This is a genomic window from Micromonospora sp. NPDC003776, from assembly GCF_053605645.1.
Window position 1 is genome coordinate 4,347 of record NZ_JBSGJR010000034.1, and the last position, 21,840, is coordinate 26,186.

At 71.5% G+C, this 21,840-nt stretch carries 20 protein-coding genes; 4 read left to right on the forward strand and 16 right to left on the reverse strand.

Translation table 11 applies throughout. The features are described from left to right. The first annotated feature begins 85 nt into the window (after window positions 1–85). Both ACWEVO_RS05530 and ACWEVO_RS05535 read left to right on the forward strand, forming a co-directional pair. Entirely contained in the window at window positions 86–907 is an 822-nt protein-coding gene (locus tag ACWEVO_RS05530; protein WP_452306369.1) for an MOSC domain-containing protein, read from the forward strand. A gap of 87 nt (window positions 908–994) precedes the next feature. Beyond that, a complete protein-coding gene (locus tag ACWEVO_RS05535; RefSeq protein ID WP_452306370.1) occupies window positions 995–2,224 on the forward strand; it encodes a sugar efflux transporter in 1,230 nt (409 codons plus the stop codon). 14 nt (window positions 2,225–2,238) lie between these two features. On the opposite strand, the gene ACWEVO_RS05540 is transcribed toward ACWEVO_RS05535, so the two are convergent. The 10 genes from ACWEVO_RS05540 to ACWEVO_RS05585 all read right to left on the reverse strand — a co-directional run bounded on the left by ACWEVO_RS05540 (window position 2,239) and on the right by ACWEVO_RS05585 (window position 12,111). Further along, on the reverse strand, window positions 2,239–3,369 hold the full coding sequence (locus ACWEVO_RS05540) for a 2-hydroxyacid dehydrogenase (protein ID WP_452306371.1): 1,131 nt from the start codon (window positions 3,367–3,369) through the stop codon (window positions 2,239–2,241). Beyond that, window positions 3,359–4,864 (reverse strand): FGGY family carbohydrate kinase, encoded by a 1,506-nt coding sequence (locus ACWEVO_RS05545; protein WP_452306372.1) that lies wholly within the window; start codon window positions 4,862–4,864, stop codon window positions 3,359–3,361. The genes ACWEVO_RS05540 and ACWEVO_RS05545 overlap by 11 nt, the downstream gene beginning before the upstream one ends. Window positions 4,865–4,971: 107 nt before the next feature. After that, window positions 4,972–5,766 carry an SDR family NAD(P)-dependent oxidoreductase gene (locus tag ACWEVO_RS05550; RefSeq protein ID WP_452306373.1) on the reverse strand — a complete coding sequence of 265 codons (795 nt, stop codon included), beginning with the start codon at window positions 5,764–5,766 and terminating at the stop codon, window positions 4,972–4,974. A 74-nt stretch (window positions 5,767–5,840) separates the two neighbouring features. Then, window positions 5,841–6,770: a dihydrodipicolinate synthase family protein gene (locus ACWEVO_RS05555; RefSeq protein ID WP_452306374.1), complete on the reverse strand. Its 930-nt coding sequence runs from the start codon at window positions 6,768–6,770 to the stop codon at window positions 5,841–5,843. A gap of 188 nt (window positions 6,771–6,958) precedes the next feature. Continuing rightward, the gene (locus tag ACWEVO_RS05560) at window positions 6,959–7,690 is read right to left on the reverse strand and encodes an amidohydrolase family protein (protein WP_452306375.1); all 732 of its coding nucleotides are present in this window, start codon (window positions 7,688–7,690) and stop codon (window positions 6,959–6,961) included. Continuing rightward, window positions 7,687–8,625, reverse strand: coding sequence for an amidohydrolase family protein (locus tag ACWEVO_RS05565; protein ID WP_452306376.1), 939 nt, complete (start codon window positions 8,623–8,625; stop codon window positions 7,687–7,689). The genes ACWEVO_RS05560 and ACWEVO_RS05565 overlap by 4 nt, the downstream gene beginning before the upstream one ends. Window positions 8,626–8,640: 15 nt before the next feature. Continuing rightward, entirely contained in the window at window positions 8,641–9,744 is a 1,104-nt protein-coding gene (locus ACWEVO_RS05570; RefSeq protein ID WP_452306377.1) for a mandelate racemase/muconate lactonizing enzyme family protein, read from the reverse strand. Continuing rightward, entirely contained in the window at window positions 9,741–10,505 is a 765-nt protein-coding gene (locus ACWEVO_RS05575; RefSeq protein ID WP_452306378.1) for an amidohydrolase family protein, read from the reverse strand. The genes ACWEVO_RS05570 and ACWEVO_RS05575 overlap by 4 nt, the downstream gene beginning before the upstream one ends. Then, the gene (locus ACWEVO_RS05580) at window positions 10,502–11,236 is read right to left on the reverse strand and encodes a creatininase family protein (RefSeq protein ID WP_452306379.1); all 735 of its coding nucleotides are present in this window, start codon (window positions 11,234–11,236) and stop codon (window positions 10,502–10,504) included. The genes ACWEVO_RS05575 and ACWEVO_RS05580 overlap by 4 nt, the downstream gene beginning before the upstream one ends. A 47-nt stretch (window positions 11,237–11,283) precedes the next feature. Beyond that, window positions 11,284–12,111, reverse strand: coding sequence for an IclR family transcriptional regulator (locus ACWEVO_RS05585; RefSeq protein WP_452306380.1), 828 nt, complete (start codon window positions 12,109–12,111; stop codon window positions 11,284–11,286). Window positions 12,112–12,363: 252 nt separating this feature from the next. Between ACWEVO_RS05585 and ACWEVO_RS05590 the strand changes: the two genes are divergently transcribed. After that, entirely contained in the window at window positions 12,364–13,827 is a 1,464-nt protein-coding gene (locus ACWEVO_RS05590) for a hypothetical protein (protein ID WP_452306381.1), read from the forward strand. Here the strand turns inward: ACWEVO_RS05590 and ACWEVO_RS05595 are convergent. From ACWEVO_RS05595 to ACWEVO_RS05620, 6 genes are all read right to left on the reverse strand, one after another. Beyond that, a complete protein-coding gene (locus ACWEVO_RS05595) occupies window positions 13,817–14,662 on the reverse strand; it encodes a carbohydrate ABC transporter permease (protein WP_452306382.1) in 846 nt (281 codons plus the stop codon). The genes ACWEVO_RS05590 and ACWEVO_RS05595 overlap by 11 nt on opposite strands. Then, the gene (locus ACWEVO_RS05600) at window positions 14,655–15,539 is read right to left on the reverse strand and encodes a carbohydrate ABC transporter permease (protein ID WP_452306383.1); all 885 of its coding nucleotides are present in this window, start codon (window positions 15,537–15,539) and stop codon (window positions 14,655–14,657) included. Before ACWEVO_RS05600 ends, ACWEVO_RS05595 begins: the two co-directional genes overlap by 8 nt. 142 nt (window positions 15,540–15,681) lie before the next feature. Then, window positions 15,682–17,031: an ABC transporter substrate-binding protein gene (locus ACWEVO_RS05605; RefSeq protein WP_452306384.1), complete on the reverse strand. Its 1,350-nt coding sequence runs from the start codon at window positions 17,029–17,031 to the stop codon at window positions 15,682–15,684. Between the two features lie 160 nt (window positions 17,032–17,191). Then, window positions 17,192–18,187 (reverse strand): acyltransferase domain-containing protein, encoded by a 996-nt coding sequence (locus ACWEVO_RS05610; protein WP_452306385.1) that lies wholly within the window; start codon window positions 18,185–18,187, stop codon window positions 17,192–17,194. Window positions 18,188–18,298: 111 nt separating this feature from the next. Next, window positions 18,299–19,165 (reverse strand): galactose-binding domain-containing protein, encoded by an 867-nt coding sequence (locus ACWEVO_RS05615; RefSeq protein WP_452306386.1) that lies wholly within the window; start codon window positions 19,163–19,165, stop codon window positions 18,299–18,301. A 37-nt stretch (window positions 19,166–19,202) separates the two neighbouring features. Further along, the gene (locus ACWEVO_RS05620; RefSeq protein ID WP_452306387.1) at window positions 19,203–20,810 is read right to left on the reverse strand and encodes an alkaline phosphatase D family protein; all 1,608 of its coding nucleotides are present in this window, start codon (window positions 20,808–20,810) and stop codon (window positions 19,203–19,205) included. 321 nt (window positions 20,811–21,131) lie between these two features. Here ACWEVO_RS05620 and ACWEVO_RS05625 point away from each other — a divergent pair, with 321 nt between their 5' ends. Then, window positions 21,132–21,764 carry a CG0192-related protein gene (locus ACWEVO_RS05625; protein ID WP_452306388.1) on the forward strand — a complete coding sequence of 211 codons (633 nt, stop codon included), beginning with the start codon at window positions 21,132–21,134 and terminating at the stop codon, window positions 21,762–21,764. The last annotated feature ends 76 nt before the right edge of the window (window positions 21,765–21,840 follow it).

The following is a 21,840-nucleotide window of genomic DNA, read 5'->3' on the forward strand; positions in this document are numbered from 1 at the left end:
GAAGGTTTTCACGCGCCACCTCCATAAAACCCCTTCGACATATCGGGCGTCCCGCCGCCCGCGCCGGTCGCCTACGGTCGAGATCATGCGCCTCACCGCCGTACACCTGTATCCCGTCAAATCCCTCGGCGGTGTCGAGGTCGACCAGGCCACGGTCGAGCCCTGGGGGCTGCGCCACGACCGGCGCTGGCTTGCTCTCACCCCCGACGGCGGTTTCCTGACCGCGCGCGACGAGCACCGCATGCTCGGCGTCACCGCCGCGCCGACCGCCGGGGCGATCACCCTCACCGGGCGGGACAGCTCGACCCTCACCGTCGCCGAACCGGCGGACGGGCCGCCGGTCGCCACCGCCGTCACCCGGCTGGACACCGTGCGCCTCGCCGGCGACGAGGCCCACGACTGGCTGTCCGCCCAGTTCCAGCGGCCGCTACGGCTCGCCTGGCTGGACGACCCCCGCCGCCGGCCGGTCGCGGCCAACCACGGAGGGCGTCCCGGCGACCCGCTGAACCTCTCCGACGCCGGTCCGCTCCTCGCCACCACGCTGCCCTCTCTCCGCCGGCTCGACGAATGGATCGCCGAGGGCGCCACCGAGCGCGGAGAGCAGGCCCCGCCGGCCCTGCCGATGGCGCGGTTTCGGCCCAACGTGGTGATCGACGGGCCGATCGAGCCCTTCGCCGAGGACAACTGGGCCTACTTGCGCATCGGCGAGGTCGGCTTCCGCTTCGCCGAACGCTGCGACCGCTGCCAACTGACCCTGATCGACCCGGACACCCTCCGCACCGGCAAGGAGCCCATCCGCACCCTGGCCCGCCACCGCAAGGCCGACGGGCGTACCTGGTTCGGAGTCCGGCTCATCCCCGTGACCAGCGGCGAGATCCGCGTCGGCGACCCGGTCACCGCCGACTGAACGCCCGACCGGCAGCCGCGGGCAGAAGTTGATCCGGCTCGGGAACTCGCTCGAGGCTGCCCTGGTGCGCTCGGTACAGTGCGGCGCATGGCCCTGGACACCAGGCCGCCCACGGCGCGGCCGGTCAGTCGCGGGCTGCTCCCGCTGGGGCTGGTCTTCCTGACCGTCGGCGTCTCCACCGCGGTGGTGATGCCCTTCATGTCGCTGTTCCTGAGCACCGCGGTGCACGCCGGCCCCCTGCGCGTCACCGTCTTCCTGATCGCCGCCCCGACGTCGGCCGTCCTCGTCGCCACCCTGCTCGGGCGACTGTCCGACCGGCGGCCGATCCGCCGCAACCTGCTCATCGGCGCGGCCCTGGCCGGAGTGCTCGGCGCCGGCGTCACCGCGTTCGTGCGCGACTACTGGATCCTGCTGGGGTTGACGGTGACCGCGACGGCGCTGGCCGGGTCGTTGTTCCCGCAGTCGTTCGCCTACGCCCGTCAGGTCCTCGAACGGGACACGCCTGGCCGGGCCGCCATGGGCATCAGCACGATGCGCACCATCTTCTCGCTGGCCTGGGTGGCCGGCCCGCCGCTCGCGGCGTTCCTGCTGCGGATGGGCGGCTTCCGGCTGGTCTACGGGTTCGCGGCCGCGATGTACGCGGTGGCGGCCCTGGTGGCGGCGCTCCGGCTGGACGAGGTGGCCGCGCCAGCCGTGGTGGCGGCGGGAAACCACGACGAGGGTCGAGCGGGGCCCGCGGGGTCGCGGTGGGCGCTGGCGCTGACGGTGGCCGCCTTCACCATGCTGCAGTGCCCCCTGACCCTCGGCGTCCAGGCGCTGCCGCTGTTCATCGGCGGGGAGTTGGGCGGCGCCCCCTCGGACGCCGGTTTCATCCTCGGGCTGTGCGCGGCGCTGGAGATCCCGTTGATGCTGGGACTCGGCGCGCTGACCGCGCGGGTGCGGCTCCACCTGCCGGTGCTCGTCGGCGCCGGCTGCGGGGTGGCCTACTACGCGGTCGCGGCCTGCGCGCCGAACGTCTGGGTCCTGGGTCTCGCACAGGTCGTCAACGCGCTCTTCATCGCCGCGGTGTCGGGTCTCGGCATCTCGTACCTGCAGGACATGCTGCCGGGACAGCCCGGCCGGGCCACGACGTTGTTCACCAACACCTTCCCGATCGGCGCGGTGATCGCCGGCCCGCTGCTGGGCCTGTCCGCGCATGTCGGCTACCGGCTGGCGTACGCGCTCGCGGCCGGGCTGTGCGCAGCCGGCCTGCTGATCCTCCTGCTGACCCGGCCTGGCCGGGTGCGCGCCACGAGGACTCCATCCGCGGCGACCTGACCCGGCGTTCCTGGTCAGCCGCACACCTGCGGGTTGGCGCAGTAGCGCAACGGCTCCCGCCGCAGGTACCGGCCGACCTCGTCGGCGGCGATCCGTGCCGCGTTCACGGCCGTCTGCGTGCTGGCTCCGCCGAGATGCGGCGTCAGGACGAGGTGGGGCGTGGTGAGCAGGCGGGAGCCGGCCGGGATCGGTTCCTGCGGGAAGACGTCGAAGGCGGCGCCGAAGAGGTGTCCGCGGTCGAGGGCGTCGCAGACGGCGTCGTAGTCGAGCAGCGCGCCGCGGGCGCAGTTGACGATGACCGAGCCTGGGGGCATCAGGGCCAGCTGCGCGGCTCCGATCATGCGGGTGGTCTCCGGGGTGACGCGGGCGTGCAGCGAGACGATGCCGGAGCGGGACAGCAGGTCCTCGAGGGTTGTCAGCTCGACACCGTCGCCGAGTTGGTGCGGCGCGAGGTAGGGGTCGTGGACGAGGAGGTGGACGCCGAAGCCGCGCAGCGCCCGGGCGACGCGGCTGCCGACGGCACCGTAGCCCACCAGGCCCACGGTGCTGCCGGTCAGTTCCGGCCCCACGCTGTCGTACCGGTAGTAGTCGCCGCGCCAGTGACCTCGGGTGAGGTCGGTGTGGGTCGCCGGTATGCGTCGGAGAACGGCGAGGATCATGGCGACGGTGTGCTCGGCGGTGGCGGTGGCGTTGCGGCCCGGGGCCGAGCACACGGGGATGCGGAGCTCGGTGGCGGCCGCGAGGTTGACGTTCACCGGGCCGCCTCGGGTGACGCAGATCAGCTCCAGGTCGGCGGCGGCCGCCCGCAGCACCCGCCTGGTGAGTGGTGCCATCTGGGTCACGCAGATCTGGGCCCCGTGCAGCGCCTCGATCAGCTCGTCCTCGGTTCCGGAGGCTTCGTCGACCTCTCCGACGGGCCCGAACGGTTCGGTCGGCCACGGCAGCTCCAGCTGCCGGATCTCGAGATCGTCGGGCACGGTGGCGCGCAACGCGTCGACCAGGAGGCGGCTGCGCACGAAGTGGTCGCCGGCGGCGAGCAGTCGGATGGCCATCAGGTGCCTCCCGGCGTTGCGGGGCTGCTGGGCGAGCCGCGCGTGGAACGTGAGCAGCGAGATGCCGGCCCGGACGGCTGCGTCATGCGGCACGGTCGGCCTCCCGGCGGAGCGCGGCGAGGTGGGGCCAGGAGCCGGCGGCGTGCCGTCTGAGGTGCACGAAGCGCTCGAACAGCGCATCGTAGCGGCGGGTCAGCGTGGGATCGGGCTCGACCGGGTCGCCGGGGTCGACGTGCGCGGCGACCGCCGCGTCCACGTGTGCCGCGGCGCCGGTGGCCGCGCGGCCGACGAGGTAGGCGCCACGGGCGCCGATCTCCGCGTCGACGCAGCGGCGTACGGGCAGGCCGACGACGTCGGCGATCAGGCGGATCCAGGCGTCGCTTGCGGCACCTCCGCCGCAGATCCGCAGTTCGGCGGGAGTGACTCCGGAGGCGGCGAGGCAGTCCCGGATGACGAGGGTGAGTCCTTCCACGACGGCACGGGCGATGTGTTCCCGCTCGTGCTCCAGGCAGAGGCCGAGCAGCGCGCCCCGGGCGTGCGGCGCGAGGAACGGGGCACGTTCGCCGGCCGGGGAGAGGTACGGCAGAAACACCAGGCCCGCGGTGTCGACCGTGGGCTGGAGGGCGAGGTCGATCAGCTGGCTGGGCCGGCTCAGGCCGAGCAGGTCGCAGGCCCAGGTGAGGACCTGCGTGCCGGCCAGGGTCGGCAGGGCGCGCAGTCGTCGTCCGGGCACGCCCAGCGCGACCGTCAGCCCGAGTGGCTCCGGGCCGGGGGTGAACCGGTCGGTCACGATTTCGGTGCAGAGGGTGGTACCCAGGATGGTGCATGCCTGGCCGGGGCGTACGGCGCCGGCGCCGATCGCGGTGGCGGCGATGTCGTACGGTGCCGCGACCACGGGTGTTCCGGCGGGCAGGCCGAGCTCGGCGGCGGCGGTGTCGCGCAGCGGGGCGACGCGGCGGCCGTCGCCGGCTATCGGGGGCAGGAGCCGGTCGGCCCAGCCGAGGTCGAACAGGTCGAGCAGATGGCGGTCGTACCGGTCGAGGTGGGGCGGGGCGCCGAAGGGCGCGGAGGCGTCGGATTCCTCCGCCAGCACGGCGCCGGTCAGCTGGGCGACCAGCCAGCCGCCGCAGGTGAGCATGGCGGTGGCGGCCGCCAGTCGATCGGGCTCGTGGGCGCGCAGCCAGGTGAGGATCGCGTTGGGCAGGCCGGGGAAGGTCACACAGCCGTTGCGGCGGTACGCCTCGGCGAGCAGACCGGTGTCCGACCACCGGCGGACCGTGGGCGCGGCCCGGCTGTCGTTCCACAGGACGGCGTGGCCGGTGGGGGCACCGTGCCGGTCGATGAGCCAGCAGCCGTCGCCCTGGGCGGTGACGGCGAGGAACTCGACCGGGCCGGGTAGTCGGTCGGCGACCGCGCGAACCGCCCCGAACGCGGTGTCGCGCACCTGGATCATGTCCTGCTCGGCCCACCCGGGGCGGGGATGCAGGACGTGCGCCGGCTGCCGGACGACGAGGGCTTCCCGGCCACGGTCGTCGTACCCGACGGCCTTGATCATCGTGGTGCCCGCGTCGATGCAGATCGCTGCCACCGCGGCCTCCCTCGTGCGGCGTCAGGACCGGTCGCCGGGATGCCGGCGCGGGTGCGCGCTCGCGCGGCCGATCGTGGGCCTGCGGTCCATCTGCCACCTCCCAGTGGTCAGTGAACTGTTCGTGCGCCGATGTCGGTGGCGAAGGCGTGCGCGCCGGCGAGGAGCCCGCCGTCCACCGCGAGGTCGGTGCCGTTGATCCAGGACGCGCGCTCGGAGGCCAGGAAGGTCACGGCGTTCGCCACGTCCTCGGGGGTGCCGACGCGGCCCATCGGGTACCAGCGGCGGGCGGCCTCCAGCGCGTGCGCGTGGGTCTTCAGGCGTTCGTGCCAACCGGTGGTGGCGATGGTGCCGGGTGACACCGAGTTGATGCGTACGCCGAAGCGGCCGTACTGGACGGCGAGGGCGCGGGTGAGGTTGAGCAGGCCGGCCTTCGCGGCGCTGTACACGTCGTTGCCGAAGTAGCGGTGGCCGTTGACCGAGGCGACGTTGACCACGGCTCCCCGTCCTGCCTGCCGCATTGTGGGCAGGACCGCCTGGCACATTCGGATCGCGCCGCCGAGCACGACGTCGAGGTCCGCCGTCCAGGTCGGTTCGGTGATGGTTTCGAACTGCTCGTTGGCGCAGACGGCCGCGCAGTTGACCAGGACCGCCAGGGGTCCGTGCCGGTGGGTGAGGTCGGCGACGGCGCGGCTGACGGTCTCGCTCGACCGGACGTCGAGTGCGAGGGCGCTGCCGCCGGATACCTGCGCCGCCCCGTGCCGCGCCCGGTCCGGGTCGAGGTCGCTGACCACGACGTGGAGGCCGGTGTCGGCCAGCGCGCGGGCGATGGCCACGCCGATGTCGCTGCCCGCGCCGGTGACCAACGCGCACGGCGCCGTGGTCTCGGCTGGTCGGTGGTCCATCGAGGCGCCTCCCTGGTGCGTGCGGTTTCGATCGGCGGCGACAGCCGTAGCGCCCTGCCCGGCCCCGCGTCCGGTCAGCCGGTGAGGTCGGGCAGGAGGTCCTGGAATTCGAGCAGGAAGCGATCGATCATCCGGCGTTCCTCGGCGTCCAACTCGTGTGCCGGGGCGCGGCACAGGTCGCTGCCGATCAGGCCGCGGCGGAAGGAGATGTGCTTCTCGGCGGCGACGATGAGTTCGGTGTCGAGCATCCAGTAGGAGATGTAGGGCAGGAGCCGTCGGTGCAGGTCGTCTCCGCCGGCGTGGTCGCCTTCGCTGAACCGCCGCCAGATCTCCTGGTAGATCTCGGTGAAGGAGCAGCCGGGCTGGGTGCCGACCGCGCCTCGGCGGATGGCGTCGGGCAGTTGCACGCCGGCGTATCCCTCGACGGCTGACAGTGGAGGGTCGAGGGCGGCCAGTTCGGCGATCAGGCGGCCGGGCGGGCTGGACTCCACCTTGACCAGCCGGAGGTTGGGGTGGGCCACCGCGATCGCGGCAACGGTGGCGCTGTCCAGGCTGGTGCCCGTCTCGGTGGGGGCGTACTGGAGAACCACCGGGGTCGGGGCGACCGCGTCGAGGACGGCGCGGACGTGGTCCACCAGCGCCCGGCGCGGCGGCGACAGGAAGTGCGGCGGCAGCAGGTTGATCAGGTCCGCGCCGGCGGCGACGGCGTTGCGCGCCCGGGCCACCGCCAGCCGGGTGGCGTGGTCCTGGACCGCGATGATGGCCGCGACGTCCGGGCGTGGACCGGTCTCGGCGAGCAGCACGTCGGTCAGGGTGTGCCGCTCGTGCTCGGCCAGCTTGTAGAACTCGGAGGCGAAGCCGGGAAACATCACGCTGCTGACCCCGGTGCCGAGCACGTAGCGCACGACCCGCCGGAAGCCGTCGGGGTCGATGTCACCGGTGACCGTGAACGGCACCGCGAGGACCGGTGACACGCCGCGCACGAGGGCGGCGGGTCCGTCCACGCTGGAGGTGTCGGCGGGTAGCGGTCCGCGCCGGGAGGTCGTCGCTGGCGTAGCACTCATTGTCCGCGCACCGTCCCTCGCTCCCCGAACCAGCCGGCCTGGCCGACCCTTCGATATGTCGAAGATGTATTCTGATTGTCAGATAAGGTTATGGCCTGCGTCGATCCGTAACAAGCCCTCGGGCGCGCTCACTCCAGGAGACGTTCGAGGTTCCCGCCGAGCACGTCGCGCCGGGCGGCCTCGTCGATCGGCCAGTCGAGAACCCGGCCCAGCTCGGCCCGGGGCACGGCGTAGGGGGCGTCGGTGGAGAAGACCAGCCGGGACGTGCCGATCGCGGGATCGCGGCCGAGTTCCTCCAGCACGGTGTCCCACGGGGCGTAACAGGTGTCGCCGTAGAGGTTGGCGGCGTGTCGCAGGGCCGGTGCGGCGTCGATCCAGAAGTCCGTCGCGCCGCTGCGGCCCATGATGAACGGCACGTCCGGGTATCGCCGGGCGAGCGTGGCCAGCGGCAGTGGCAGTGCGTTGGGCGGCGTGCCGGTACGCACGTAGACCGGCCAGCCGTTGTCCGCGGCGAACTCCAGCAGCGGGTCGACCAGCCCGTCCAGGAGGTCGAAGCCCTGCAGCACGCTGTCCACGTGCAGCGCACGGGCGCCGGCATCGCGGGCCCGGGCGAGCTCCTCCACCGCGTCCGCGCCCCGCCACGGGTTGGCCACCGCGTACGGCACCAACCGGCCCGCCGACCGGGCGGCCGCCGCCGCCACCGCCCGGTTGCCGTCCCGGTTGTGATAGGCCACCTCCCGCTCGGCCGGCGCCACCAGGGCCCGGTCGATGCCGAGCCCGTCCATGGTCGCCAGCAGCTCGGCCACCCCGAGGGACACCTCGCGACCGTGGCCGAGCCGCACGTGGGCATCGATGATCACAGCACTCCCCCTCGCTCCCCCGGCGTGGGACCGACGGCCGGACCGCTTTCCGTCGTCGGCAGCGCCCGTCGGGCCAGACCGAGCGCGTCCAGCGCGTCGGCGTGGATGATCCGGTCGATCACCTCGTCGGGTACGCGCGGCAGCGCGGTGCCGTCGAGGATGTGGTTGACCCGGCGGAGCCCGGCGATGGCCTCGGCGGTGCTGGCGATCGGGAAGTCGGACCCGAGCAGCAACTTGTGCGTGCAGCCCCACTCGACCGCCGCCAGCAGTGACTCGTAACAGACCCACGACCGCAGGTAGATCGAGGACACGTCGGCGTAGACGTGTGGGTGCTTGCGGATCGTGACCACGGTTTCCCGGCCCCACGGATGGCCCATGTGCGCCATGACGATGCGCAGCTCCGGGAAGCGCAGCGCGACCTCGTCGGTGACCAGCGGGTAGGTGTAGCGCAGCGGCGCGGCTCGGATCGGTGATGCGCCCTGGTGGAACAGGATCGGCAGGCCGTGCCGCTGGCAGTAGTCGTAGAACGCGAGGGCCGGCGGCGACAGCGGGTCGAAGTTCTGGTAGTTGGGGCCCAGTTTGACCCCGACCAGCCCGAGTTCGCGGCAGCGCTCCGCCTCCTCGAAGGCGTCCGGGGCCAGCGGGTTGACCGACATGAAGCCGACCCTGCGGGTGGGATCGGCGGCCACGAACTCGGCGGTCGCGTCGTTGGTCCGCTCCGGTGGGTGTGGAATCCCGGTCGCCGCCAGCGGATCCGGCACCGCGATGTTGAACACGATGGAAACGTCCGCGGCAGCCGTCGCCTCGTCGTAGTCGGTCCAGGAATTCGTGGTGACCACGTCCCGGTCGGTCCGCCATCCGGTGAAGACCTGCCGCTGCTCGGGCGGCACCGCCTCGCGATGGGTGGGCGTGTGCGTGTGTACGTCGACGATCACGGCTTCACCAGACCTTCATCGAAAGGCGTCTGCCAGGTCGCGGCGGGGCACGACCCCGAGCCCTGGCTCGGGGCCGAGCCGGACGGTCGTGCCGTCGCTGTCCAGCGGGCGGGCCAGGATGTCCTGCGGGTAGTAGTGGGCGCCGATGATGTCCGACGGGAACTCCGACAGGGCGGGCAACGCGCAGGCGACGTGCAGCTGAGCCGCCGCGCCGATGCCGAACTCCCCGTTGGAGCCGAGCAGCGTCTCGACACCGAAGGCTCCGGCGAGCTTCCCCATGGCGACGGCCCGGCCCGGGCCGCCGCTCTTGCCGATGTACAGGCTGACGCAGTCGGCCGCCTCGGCCCGGACCAGGGCGACGAGGTCGGCCAGGCCGAACACGGCTTCGTCGGCGACCACCGGTATCCCCTGTCCGCGCAGCGCGCCGAGCCCGGCCAGGTCGGCGGGAGCGACCGGCTGCTCCACGAACCGGACGCCGTGGTCGACGAGCTGCCGCACCGCGCCGGTCGCGTCGGCGCGCGACCAGCCGCCGTTGGCGTCCACACCGAGGAACGCGTCCCGGCCGACGAGTTCCCGCGCGCGGGCGACCCGGACGAGATCCCCGGCGACCTCCATCCCGACCTTCACCTTGAAGGAGCGGAATCCCAGGGCGCGCGCCGTGGCGTGCACCCGGTCGAGGGCCGGACCGTCCCCGGAGAGGGAGAGCTTGATCGGCACCTGGTCGCGGTAGGGGCCGCCGAGGGCGACCACCAGCGGCACATCGAGGGTGCGCGCGTGGGCGTCCCACAGGGCGGTGGCGACGCCCGCCTTGGTGAACGGGTTTCCGGCGAGCAGCCGGTCCATCAGGTCCTCGAGCGCGCCGACCGGGGCGAGCGGCTGACCGATGAGAGCCGGCGCGAGGAGACGGCGGATGAAATGCTCCGCGCTGGCGCCGTCCTCGCCGCTCCACAGTGCCGTGGCGCTCACCTCGCCGTAGCCCACGATGTCGTCGCTGGTGACGACGCGTACGAGCAGGAAGTCGGAGCGGTCGTGGACGCCGCGGGCGCCGCGGACCACCAGGCCCGGGTGCACCGGCATGCTGACCGGCAGGGTCTGGATCGCGGCGATCGTCGGGGTCATCCGGTCGCCCGGCTCAGCAGGCGGCGGGGGTTGTCCACCAGCATGGCGCGGCGTTGCGCGTCGGTGATGCCCCAGCCGTCGATCTCGGCGACCCGGGCCACGGCGTAGTCCTGGCTCTTGCGGTCCGACAGCCCGGCGTCGGTGCCGAACAGCACCTTGTCGGCCGGTGCCTCGGCAAGGATCCGCCGGGCGGCGTAGGGCGGGGTGCCGCAGATGCACAGGTGGAGGTTGTCGGTTTCGCGGGTCAGGGCGAGCGCTTCCCGCCAGCAGTCGTGCAGGCCGCCGTGTCCGAGGACGACCGGCAGCCTGGGATGCCGGCGGGCCAGCGCGGCGATCTGCGCCGGCGTGGAGTACGGCGGGGTGCCGTCGTGGCTGAGCAGAATTCCGTCGTGGGCGGCCAGCATCTCGCAGATCGGGTCGAGCGAGAGCTCGTGCATGCTGAACCCCTGCAGCCAGGGGTGCAGTTTGAGGCCACGCAGGCCGAGCACCGTCATCATCCGGGCGACCTCGGCCGCCGCCTCCGGGTGGCGCGGGTCCACGGTGCCGAAGCCGACCAGCCGCTGCGGATACTGTCCCACGAACGCGGCCAGTTCGTCGTTGGCCCGCGGTCGCGGGTCGAACAGGCCGTCGTGGCTGAGCACCACCGCCTGGTCCACGCCGGCGGTGTCCATGAAGGCGACGAAGTCGTCCGCACTGAACGGGGCGCCGCCCAGCCAGGTGGCGGTGCGCCACGCCGGGGTGTGGGTGTGGAAGTCGATCACAGGATCCTCGCAAGCTCGACGATCCGGTCGGCGAGGGCGGCGACCAACTGGTCGAACCGCCGCTTCCCCGCTGCGGCGTCGGCCGCCTCGGGCCGGTCGGTGTAGCCGTCGATGGCCTGCCACACGGGCGCCGAGTGCAGGTCGACGCCGGGTACGGCGGGCGGCTGTGGCGGCCGGGGCCGGGCCGTGGGGTCCCGCACCAGGTGCGGGCGCAGGGCCAGGACGAGGGAGGTCTCGAACTCTCCGGCGTGACCGGGCACCGGTACGTCCTGCTCGGCGGCGGCCAGGTGCCAGTAGTCGATGTGCCCGACCGCGAGGTCGTGGCGGGTGCTGGCCGCCGCCGCGGCGGCGTGGCACACCCCCACGTTGCCGCCGTGCCCGTTGACGAGCACCAGCCGCCGGCCGCCCTGCACGGCCACCGACCGGGCGAGGTCCACCAGGACGGCGGTGAGGGTTTCCGGGGTGAGGGAGAGCGTGCCACCGAACGGCAGGTGGTGGTCGGAGGCGCCGACCGGGATGGTCGGGGCCACGAGGAGGGGCCGGTCGCAGCGGCCGGCCGCCTGGTCGGCGGCGGCCGCGCACACCCGGTCGGCGAGCAGCGCGTCGGTTCCGGTTGCCAGGTGCGGGCCGTGCTGTTCGGTGGCGCCCACCGGCAGCAGGACGATCGCCTCGGGAAGCTGGCTGCTGAGGGTCTGACGGTCGGTCTCGGCCCAGCGCACGGCGGACGCCATGGGCGCCACCCTTCAGTATCCGGGAGAAATCTTCCGTTTCACGGATACTAGGAGACAGCCTTCACCGCTGGCAATGCCGCGGGCGGACATCCGAGGCGCCGGGAGACCTCCCCCGCGACCCGGAGCACCCCGGCCGCCGCCTGCTTCCGCCGCCGGCCCCGCAGGTCCCGGGAGAAGCCCGTCACGCCGACCGAGCCGGCGACCCGGCCCTCCGTGTCGAAGAAGGGCGCGGCCACACAGGCCACCTCGGCCTGCTCCTCCTCGTCCTCGACGGCGTAGCCACGGCGGCGGACCTCGGTGAGCAGCTTGCGGAAGGCCTCCGGGCCGCTGTCACCGGCCGCGGGCCCCCGGCCGGCTACCAGCCGCGGCAGCAGTGCCTCGAGTTCGTCCTCCGGCAGGTACGCCGCAATGGCCCGGCCGAGAGCGGTCAGGTTGAACGGGGAGACCTTGCCGGGGTACGTGTCGAACTGGATGAAGCCGGCCGTCGCCGCCTTGGCGACGTAGACGACGCTCGCCCCGTCCAGCACCCCGATGTGGACCGGCATGCTCAGTTCGTCGGCGAGCGATCGCATCTCCTGCTGCGCCACCGAGGACAGGTCGATCTTTCGGACCAGTTGGCTGGCCAGGCCGTACAGCCGCAGGGTCGGCCGCCAGAAGTGGCTGCGGCCGACGACGCGGCGGGTCGCGTACCCGCGCTGTTCCAGGGTGTAGGCGATGCTGGCGCAGGTTGCGAGGGGGATCCGGGTGGCCTTCGCGAGCGCGGTCAGCGTGAGTTCCTCGTCGGCGGTGACCAGCCGTTCGAGGACCGTCAGCGCCCGGTCCACGGCCGGTGACGGGGCACGTACCGCAGCGTCGGCCTGCTCAGGCATCGCCATTCGGGGCTCCTCCAAGTCCGCCGGACGCGACCGGCCCGTTGTCGTATCGAGCGTACGGCGCGCCGGCTTCCGCGCGCCGTTCCGGGATGTCCTGCCACTCCCGCTCGTCCCGCCGCAACCGGCGCCGGGTCGGGCCGTTGCCAGAACGGCCACCGCCGCCCTACCGTGTCTACAGCATCACGTTTCCATGTTCCAAATACCGTACGAAGTTCGCCTGTCGGTCACAGCGGCCGCCTCGTGAGGAGCTGGCACATGGTCTCGCCGAGTTCGACCACCCGGTCCCGCCCGTGGGTGCCCCCCGGAGGCGTCCGCGCCGCCCTGGTCGGCGGCAACACCGTCGGCGCCGCCGTACGGGAGCGCCGGCCGCGGGCCGACGGCTACCGGCACATCGACACGCCCGCGCTGATCGCGCGCCTGCGCGAGCTGAAGGTCACCACCTACCTGTACGGCGTGTGGGACAGCGCGACCGACTGGGACGACCTGTGCGAGGAGTTCCTGCCGGCGGCCGCGCAGGCCGGCATCGACGTCTGGCCGTACCTGGTGCCGCCGTCCGAGACGGACGAGAACGGGCGCGCCTCGCGGCCCTACCTCACCGACTACGTCGCCTGGGCACAGGCGATCGCCGAGGCGTCCCGGCGGCACCCCAATCTGACCGGGTGGGCGATCGACGACTTCGAGTTCGAGGTGAACGCCCGGCTGTTCACGCCCGACTACATGGCCCGGATCCGCCACACCCAGCAGGCGATCAACCCGGACCTCGGCTTCTTCACCTGCGTCTACTACCGGGTCGCGCTCGACGAGGCCTTCCTGGACAAGTACGCCCCCTTCGTGGACGGGGTGATCTATCCGTTCCTCGACGGCCCGAACCACAACACCCAGGCAGCCGACTCCCTGCGCGACTGCCTGACCCGGATCCAGGCCAGCACCCGCCCACGGGGGCTGGACCTGGTGCTGCTCGTCTACGCCGGACGGTTCCTGGCCGCTCCGCTCGGGCCGACGGAGTCGTACGTGCGCGACGCGCTGACGGCGGGCCTGGCGTGCACGGCCGAGAACATCATCGAGGGCGTCATCGCGTACGGCGTCCAACTCGACGACGCGCCGACGATCGCCAGCGACAACAAGGCGATGTACGGCTTCGGCCGGCTCAGCCTGGCCCTGCCGTCCGAGCGGACGGTCCCGGCCGGCACCTGGGCGCAGGCCAGCCAGGTGATCCGGCCGGACCCGACGGCGGCGCGCTACGAGCTGTCGTTCTGGCACTTCGACCAGTTCGGGGCGAACATCCCGCCGGCGGGCCGGGTGGTGAAGGAGGTCCTCGTCGACGACGAGGTGGTGTGGCGGTGCGACATCCACGACGAGCCGTGGCACCTGTGGATCCAGGGCCGCAGCCTGCAGGGGCCGGTCGATCTCACCACGGCGCTCGACGGCAAGGCGCAAGCCACCCTCACCCTGCGCCTGCGGGTGGCCCGGGAGGTCACCGACCCGGGACTTGACATCGGCTTCGATCACCTGGAATCCATCGGGTTCACGCTGACCAATCCCGGCTTCGAGGAGCCGACGGGCTGGGACCTGAGCGACAGCGGTGGTGCGGCGGTCACGGCCATCGACATCTTCGTCCCCGACCGGCCGCGCCGCATCCGGCAGGCCGTCGCCGACTGCTTCGCCGGCGTCCCCGACTCCGCCCGACGTGGGGAGGCGGGTACCGCGGTCAGCCCTTGAAAGCGCCGGCGAGCACGCCGCGGATGAAGTAGCGCTGGAACGCCAGGAACAGGATCGCCATCGGGAGCAGGCTGAACATCGCCATCGCGGTGATCCCGTTGACGTTCTGGGAGAACTGCGTGTTGCTGGTGGCCATGCCGACGGTGATCGTCTTCATGTCGTCGGACTGGGCCATCAACAGCGGCCAGAGGAAGCTGTTCCAGTTGGCCACGAACACGAAGATGGCGAGGACGGCCATCGGCTGCAGGCACAGCGGCAGCACCACGCTGCGGAAGACGCGGAACGGTGAGGCGCCGTCGATGCGGGCCGCGTCCATCAGCGAGTCGGGAATCTTGAGGATGAACTGACGCAGCAGGTAGACCCCGAACGGGCCGGCGATGGCCGGCACGATCAGTCCCGCGTAGGTGTCGACCAGGTGCAGCCGGTTGGCGATCAGGTACGTGGGCAGCAGGGTCACCGAGACCGGCAGCATGAGGGTGGCCAGCAGCAGCGCGAAGGCGGCGGACCGGCCGGGAAACGGCAGCTTCGCGAAGGCGAACGCGGCGAGCACGTCGACCGCCACGGTGAGCACGGTGACCACGGCGCCCACCAGGAGGCTGTTCATGATCCAGCGCAGCACCAGCGGGTCGCTGAACAGGGCGGTGTAGTTGGCGGTGGTCCAGTTCTCCGCGGCCAGCGAGAAGTCGGAGAACACGCTGGAGCGCACGGACGCCAGGGCGACCAGGACGATCGGGGTCGCACACAGCAGTACGGCCAGGACGGCGCCGGCGTGGGTGCCGAGCACGACGCCGAGGGGTTGCCGGCGCCGACGCCGGCGCGGCAGGGCCTCACTCATAGTCGGCACCATCCGATCGCGTACGGCCGATGAAGACGGCGGAGATGGCCGCGGTCACCAGCAGCAGGATGATGCTCATGGTGGCGGCGTACGACAGCGAGCCGCCGTTGAAGGCGCTCTGGTAGATGTACCACATGGCGGTGTAGGTGGCGGTGCCCGGACCGCCGTTGGTCAGGACGAAGACCAGGTCGAACACCTGGATGCTGTTGATGGTGACGAGGATGAGCACCAGCTGCAGCACCGGCCGCACCAGCGGCAGCTTGATCGCGGTGAACAGCCGCCAACCGGACGCACCGTCGATACGCGCGGCCTCCAGGACGGCCGTCGGGATGTTGTGGAAGCCGGCCATGAAGATGACCGAGTAGAAGCCGCAGGTGCTCCACAGGGTGATCAGCGCGAGGAAGACCATGGCCACGGTACCGCCGGTCAGCCACGGCACGTCGATGTTGAGCGCCCGGGAGAAGAGCGCGTTGAGCGGACCGTACTCGGAGTCGACCATGATCTTCCAGATCAGGCCGGTGGCCACGACGGACAGCAGCGACGGCAGGTAGATGAGGGTCCGGTAGGCGCTCATTCCGCGGATCGAGCTGGACAGCAGGAGCCCGACCAGCATGGTCACCACGATGGTCAGCGGCACACAGATGAGCATGAACAGCGCCGTGTTCAGCAGCGTCTGGCGGAACAGACCGTCGGTGAAGACGGTGCGGTAGTTCTCCAGCCCGGCGAAGGTCAGGCCGCTCAGCAGCGAGCCCCGCTGGAAGGTCAGCACGATCGTGTAGGCGAACGGCGCGAGCACGAAGAGCGCGAAGACCACGGCCTTCGGGACCAGGAAGGGCACCGCCTGGACCAGGCTGGTGAGGCCACGGCGTAGCCTCACCAGCCTGGGGCGTCGGCTTCGGACCGGGGTGCTGGGCCCTCCGCCGGCGAGGTCGGTCGGAGCCAGCGTGCGATCGGGGACGTTGACGCTCATCGCCGGTCGTCTGGCCGGGGTCCGGGGCGCCGCCGAGGGGGCGTCGTGCTCACTTGGCCGCCTTCGCCATCTGCTTGATCTGCTTGGAGGCCTCAGCGATCATGGCGTCCATGCTCTGCCGGCCGAGCAGGAAGTCGTTGATCTTCCCGACGAGATACTCCTGCGGCTGGTAGGGCAGGATGCGGGTGATCTTGACGTACTTCGACAGGCCGGCCGCCGCGTTCATGAACGCGGTCATCCGCGGGTCGTCGAGGCCGTCGTAGTAGTTGTCCGGCTGGGGGCGTACCGGCTTGGCCAGGATGAGCTTGTTGAAGTCCTGCAGCGGCTTCTCATCGACCAGGTACTTGACGAGGTCGAGGGCGCCGTTCCGGTTCCTGGCCTTCGCGGATACGGACAGGAAGCCGCAGGCGCCGACGATGTACTGTCCGCCCGGGCCGGACGGCGGGTCGAGCACCTTGATCCGCAACTGCGGGTACTGCTTGGCGTATTCCGCGGTGAACCCTTCGGACCAGGACATCGCCGCCTTGCCCGACATCACCGCGGCCTGCCACCGCACGTCCTCGGAGTAGAGGTTGGGTGGGGTGGCGGCGCCCGAGTCGAGCATCGCCTTCATGTGGCGCAGGGCGGCACGGCCCGCGTCGTCGTTGAAGCCGATGTCCATGCCGTCGGCGGAGATGTAGTCGGAGCCGAAACTCCAGAAGTAGTGCCAGAGGTAGTTCTCCTGGATGGGCGGCGAGGGCGCCCAGCACATGCCGTAGGTCTCGACGTTGCGGGCGTCGTACCCGCTCTCGCCCAGCTTCCGGCCCTTCTTGTCGAAGGTCATCGCCTGGGCGAACGGGATCATGTCGTCGTACGTCTTCGGCAGGGTGGGCTTGCCGGCCTTCTCCCACACCGCCTCGTTGAGAGCGAGCACCCAGTAGCCACCGACGTACGGCAGGCCGAGCAGTTCGCCCTTCGGCCCTTCGGCGGCCTTGACGTAGTCCGGGTTGACCCCGTTGAGGAAGGTGTCGGTGAAGCCCTTGTCCAGGGCGCGGAAGTCGGCGAGCACGCCGGTGCTGCGCCATTTGTTCATCCACGGGATGATCTGGTAGGTGACGTCGGGCGGGTTGCCGCCGGAGAACGCGGCGGTGTATTTCGTCAGTGCGTCCTCCCACGGCACCACCACGTTGTCCAGGGTGGTGCCGGAGTGCGCCTTCTGGTACCCCGACTTCACGCCGTCGAGGAAGGCCTGCATTCGGGACAGTTCCGCGTTGGGCGGCACCCAGTAGGTGACCTTGCTCGACGAGGAACCGCCGCCGCTGCCACCGCAGCCGCCGAGCGCGGCTGCTCCGCCCAGCGCCCCGGCCAGGGCGAGGAAGCGTCGACGGCTGATGGCCGCTGCCAGCTCGTGTTGTCTCATGTCGACTCCTGTCCTGAATGCCGGTGATCCACTGCCCGTGCGAGGTGGAGCTATCTACAGCATTTGAGAGACATGATCGCTCTATCGAAGATAGTAGGCGTGGCGTTGGTCACGAAGCAAGGCTCGCTGGGCGGTCCGATCAGCCCTTTCACGTGCGCGTCTACAGGGGAAACCAGCCCGTGCGGAACGTCCACACCCGGCCCGACCGGATGTGGTCGACCACCGCGCGCTGCAGCGTCGTGTCACGGGGTAGCCGGTCGAGCTCCGAGATCGGTCTGTTGAAGACGAACTGCACCATCGTGGCGGAGTCGTCGGTGCCGGGGGACGGCAGCAGCCGGAACCGGCGCTGGAAGCGCAGGATGTTCGACTCCGCCGGCAGATACTCCGTCAACTGCTCGTCGAGCAGCCAGCTGACGCAGGTGGCGAAGCGACACGGTTCGTCGGGGAAGTGCCGGGGAAAGAAGTCGCGGGCCATGACCAGGGCCTCGTCGACCGCCGCCGGATCGAGGGTTCCGGCGGGGATGTGCAGGCCGAGCGAGGGTTCACCTCGGCGGGGAAGGTCATTCGCGGTCTCGTCCGCCGCTCCGACGTCGAACCAGATCCGCTGCCGTTCGATGTGCAGCCGGCCGAGGGCGTAGATGGCTCCCCGGTAGTGCACCGTCAGCCAGTTGTCGGTGTGTAGGCCGCCCTGTCCGTAAAGGGCGCGGTGGTACGCCATCTGGGTGCCGAGGGCGGAGAGGATCTGCCACGACAGGTCCGACGGCACGCCGCGGCTGCGGTGGTAGCGGCGGACGGCCGGAAGTGCCGCCACGAAAGTCCAGGGGTAGAGGTAACGGGCGCTCGGCCCGAGGTCCTCCGGCAGCTGCGGCCAGGGCGGAAGCGGTCCCGGCTCGCCCATCCGGCGGACGAGCTGGGCCCGGCATCGGGTGAGCAGCCACCACAGAGCCGGGTGCCGCTCGGCGGACGGCCGAGCGGCGATCATCTCCCGGCGGTCCGCCTCGGCTATGCCGAGCCGGTGGAGCAGGGCCTCGGTCCGGCTCGGCTCGGGGAGGGTGACCACGTCCGCGCCGGCCGGGCCATTCAGCCGCATAAGTGCTTCCCGCGCCGCCTCGGGCAGGCGGAGCGTTCGCATCACCGCCTCGACGTCGTCTGTCACCGGCCCTCCCCTCCGGTCGGATGGAGCGCATCGTCGACGTCGATGATCGCCGATCTTCGGAAGCGGCGCTGCCCCGCGCCTGCGACCAGCGGCTGGGTGTCGCCGCGGGTGCTAACTCTCGTAGACCTCGAGTTCGACGACGGTGGAATAGGCGTAGCCGTTGGTGGCGAGCATGACGATGCGTACCGCGCTCGCGGTGACCGGCTCGAACCTCGTGCTGGACAACCCGGCCGCGTGTCCGCGGACCTGCGCGACCGTCTGCCAGCCGGCGCCGGTCAGCGCCTGGACGTCCCAGTCCCGCAGCGCGAACTGCCGTTGCGCGTGGGTGTAGAGGTCCACCCGGCCGATGCGGGCCGGTTCGGCCAGCGTCGTCTCGATCTGATCAGGGAACTCGCCGGGGGTGGCGTCCGCCCAGGCGGTGGCCGGCCGGTGGTAGCCCTCCAGCGTGTAGGTCCGGTTGCCGTCGACGACACCGCACGGCGCCAGCACCCCGTTCGTGGACGATGCGGTGGTCTCCTGACCGAGGGCGAGGTTCCGCGCCGGGTCGCTGGGCGGCTTGGACACCAGCACCGGCACCGCGAGGCGTTCACGTCCGGTTTCCAGCCGCACCGTGTACTCACCGGGCGGCGTCTGGCGAGGCACGAGGACCTGGACCGGCACCGTGACGTCGTGGTCGGCGGGGACGTACGTCGTGATGACCTCCCGGGAGACCTGCAGTGGCGCGTCGGGGCGGATGAACACGGTGGCGTACGACCCTCCGCTGGACGCACGGTGGAGGCCCACGGTCAGCGTGGCCGGCAGGCAGGGGCGGGGCAGCAGGTCGAGTTGCTGCGGCTCGACGGTCAGAGTGGACCCCGGCGCCTGGCCTCCCGGCGTCGCGCCGGCGTGCTGGTAGAGGGCGATTCCCGCCAGCGGCACGGCGACGAGTAGGGCCGCGGCCGCCGCCTTGACGGTCGACATGACGGTGGAATCCGGCACGGGTCAACCTCCTTCATGCGAGCGAGGGATGCGCGGATCATCCGAACTGCAGCCCGGGCCGTCCGTTCTCCACGACGAGCGTGGCGTCGGTACGGATCGGTGCTCCGGGCCGGCTGACGTAGGGAAGGACCTTGAAGTCGGTGCGCCACAACTGCGGCGTCAGCGTGCAGCGGACGTATCCTCGCTGGACGTTGTAGTACTTGATGTGCGGGAGCTGGCTGGCCAGCGCGTCGCGGGCCGGATCGGTGTCGGAGCCGTCGCCGGAGCTGCTGATCGACGTGCCGACCAACTCGACGGCGACGGTCGCCGAGTCGGGATCGTCGAAGTTGGCCTTCACCTCACAGGCGTTGTTGGCGTGGATGTCGCCGGTGAGCACGACCGGGTTGCGCACCTGGCGTTCCTGCAGGAAGTTCACGATCCGGTTCCGGTTCGCCTCGTAGCCGTCCCACTGGTCCATGACGTACAGCTCCCTGTTGTCGTCGGGGTCCAGATCGAGCTGGGAGAAGAAGACCTGCTGGGCGAGGACGTTCCAGGTGGTCGGGGAGGTCGACAGGCCGTCGAGCAGCCACTGTTCCTGGGTGGCGCCCAGCATGGTGCGGTTGGGGTCGCGGGTCTGCTCGTTCGGCGGGTCGTTGCCGTCGTTGTTGGCCTGGTCGCTGCGGTACTGGCGGGTGTCGAGCACGTTGAACTGCGCCATGTCGCCGTAGGTGAATCGACGGTACAGGGGCATGTCCGGGCCCTGGGGCAGCTGGCTGAGTCGCATCGGCATGTGCTCCCAGTACGCCCGGAAGGCGTTGGCACGGCGTACGAGGAACTGCTCGATGCTCTCCTCGGGGTAGTAGTACGAGTACTCCCCCGCCCAGTTGCTGAGCACCTCGTGGTCGTCGAGAGTCACGATCCACGGGAAGGCCGCGTGGGCGGCCTGCAGGTCGGGATCGGTCTTGTACTGGGCGTACCGGATCCGGTAGTCGTCGAGGGTTTCGAGAAAGCGGGCGGGCGCATGCCCCCGACCGAGCGTGCCCTGATCCGGGCCTTCGTAGATGTAGTCCCCGAGATGGAAGACGACGTCCAGGTCCTCCTGGCACATGTGTCGGTAGGCAGTGTAGTAGCCCACGACGCGGTGCTGGCAGGAAACGAAGGCGAAGTTCAGGGCGGAGAGCGACGCCCCGGCCGCCGGAGCGGTCCTGGTCCGTCCCACCGGCGACATGTACGCCCCGACCAGGAAGCGGTAGAAGTATTCGGCTGACGGCCGCAGGCCCCGCACGTCGACGTGGACGGAGTGGGCGTATTCCGGGGCGGCGGTGGCGAGGCCGCGGCGGACCACCCGGCGGAACCGGTCGTCCTCGGCCACCTCCCAGCGGACCGGGACCGCCTTGTCGTAGGGCATGCCTCCGAACGGGTCGAGCGGCTCGGGCGCGAGACGGGTCCAGATCACGACTGCGTCCGGCAGCGGATCGCCGGACGCGACGCCGAGGGTGAACGGGTAGTCGCGCGGGCGTTCGGTACTCGCGGCGGTGGCTGGCAGCTTCGCACCGAGGGCCAGGGCCGCCGCGGCGCCGGTGACCGTCAGGAACCGTCGCCGCGCCAGTTTGGCCGCCAACAGCGGCTCCGAGGGGAGTCGTCTCGCCATGGCACTGCTGTTCACGCCTGTTCTCCCATCGGTCTCGGCAATCCGTTCCACCCGATGGCTCGCAGCCGGCACCCCGCGCACCCCGTCCGGGCGGGGTGCGCGCCCCCGATCGGCGCCGGGCCCCAGCTACGAGATCGGGACCACCTACACCATGGTATTTTCGATATGCCGTATATATCTTCGGCGATCGACGCTGCTTAGCATGTCAGGCGGAGAGACGTCATGTAAAGACTCCGGTGCGGGCGGAACCGACTGACCGCCGGGGAGCCGACGGATGCCGGTCACCGGGCGGGAGGGGCCGCCGGCAGCGCGGCAGCGGTTCGTATGATCCGGTGCATGGCACTCCTGCACCGGGCGGAACTGCGTCCCACCAAGCTGGAACTCCTGGCCGCCTGGCTTCCGGGCCGTCCCTGGTTCGAGGGAGCGGCCGACGCCGACCTCGAGCGCGTCGCGGCGTACCGCTTCGACGACCCGGCCGGTGAGGTCGGGATCGAGACCATCCTGGTACGCGCCGGTGGCGGGCCGGTCCTCCAGGTGCCGCTGACCTACCGGGCCGGACCGCTGGAGGGTGCGGAGGCGTGGCTCGTCGGCACGTGCGAGCACTCGGTGCTGGGCCGGCGCTGGGTGTACGACGGCTGCGGCGACCCGGTGTACGCGGCGGCGCTGGCCAGCGCCGTGCTCGCCGGCACCGGACAGGCCGAGGAGTACTTCGAGGTGGACGGCCGGCGCGAGAGCCGGGCCCCGAGCATGGTGATCGCCGCCGATCGCCCGCAGGACACCGACGCCCCAGACGTCCGGTCGATCGACCGGGTCGAGGACGACGACCTCACCCGGATCGTCGCCGGATCGGTGGAGCTGGCCGTGGTCCGGCGGCTCGGCGAGCACACCGGCCTGCCGGGGCGCCGGCTGACCGGATCGTGGCCGGGCCAGTCCACTCCGCTGCCGCTGGCGTACGCCTCGCTTCGCTGAGGCCCGCCCGCGCCGCTGCGCACGCACGGCGGCGAGCCGCGGCACGGGCCGAGGCCCGCTGACGGGGGAGCCGTCA

Bases quoted from the DNA above. Each gene is read 5' to 3' on its own strand.
- ACWEVO_RS05605 (WP_452306384.1), bottom strand. From the start codon at position 17,031: ATGAGACAACACGAGCTGGCAGCGGCCATCAGCCGTCGACGCTTCCTC.
- ACWEVO_RS05580 (WP_452306379.1), bottom strand. From the start codon at position 11,236: ATGGCGTCCGCCGTGCGCTGGGCCGAGACCGACCGTCAGACCCTCAGC.
- ACWEVO_RS05585 (WP_452306380.1), bottom strand. From the start codon at position 12,111: ATGGCGATGCCTGAGCAGGCCGACGCTGCGGTACGTGCCCCGTCACCG.
- ACWEVO_RS05625 (WP_452306388.1), top strand. From the start codon at position 21,132: ATGGCACTCCTGCACCGGGCGGAACTGCGTCCCACCAAGCTGGAACTC.
- ACWEVO_RS05530 (WP_452306369.1), top strand. From the start codon at position 86: ATGCGCCTCACCGCCGTACACCTGTATCCCGTCAAATCCCTCGGCGGT.
- ACWEVO_RS05590 (WP_452306381.1), top strand. From the start codon at position 12,364: ATGGTCTCGCCGAGTTCGACCACCCGGTCCCGCCCGTGGGTGCCCCCC.
- ACWEVO_RS05550 (WP_452306373.1), bottom strand. From the start codon at position 5,766: ATGGACCACCGACCAGCCGAGACCACGGCGCCGTGCGCGTTGGTCACC.
- ACWEVO_RS05535 (WP_452306370.1), top strand. From the start codon at position 995: ATGGCCCTGGACACCAGGCCGCCCACGGCGCGGCCGGTCAGTCGCGGG.
- ACWEVO_RS05595 (WP_452306382.1), bottom strand. From the start codon at position 14,662: ATGAGTGAGGCCCTGCCGCGCCGGCGTCGGCGCCGGCAACCCCTCGGC.
- ACWEVO_RS05570 (WP_452306377.1), bottom strand. From the start codon at position 9,744: ATGACCCCGACGATCGCCGCGATCCAGACCCTGCCGGTCAGCATGCCG.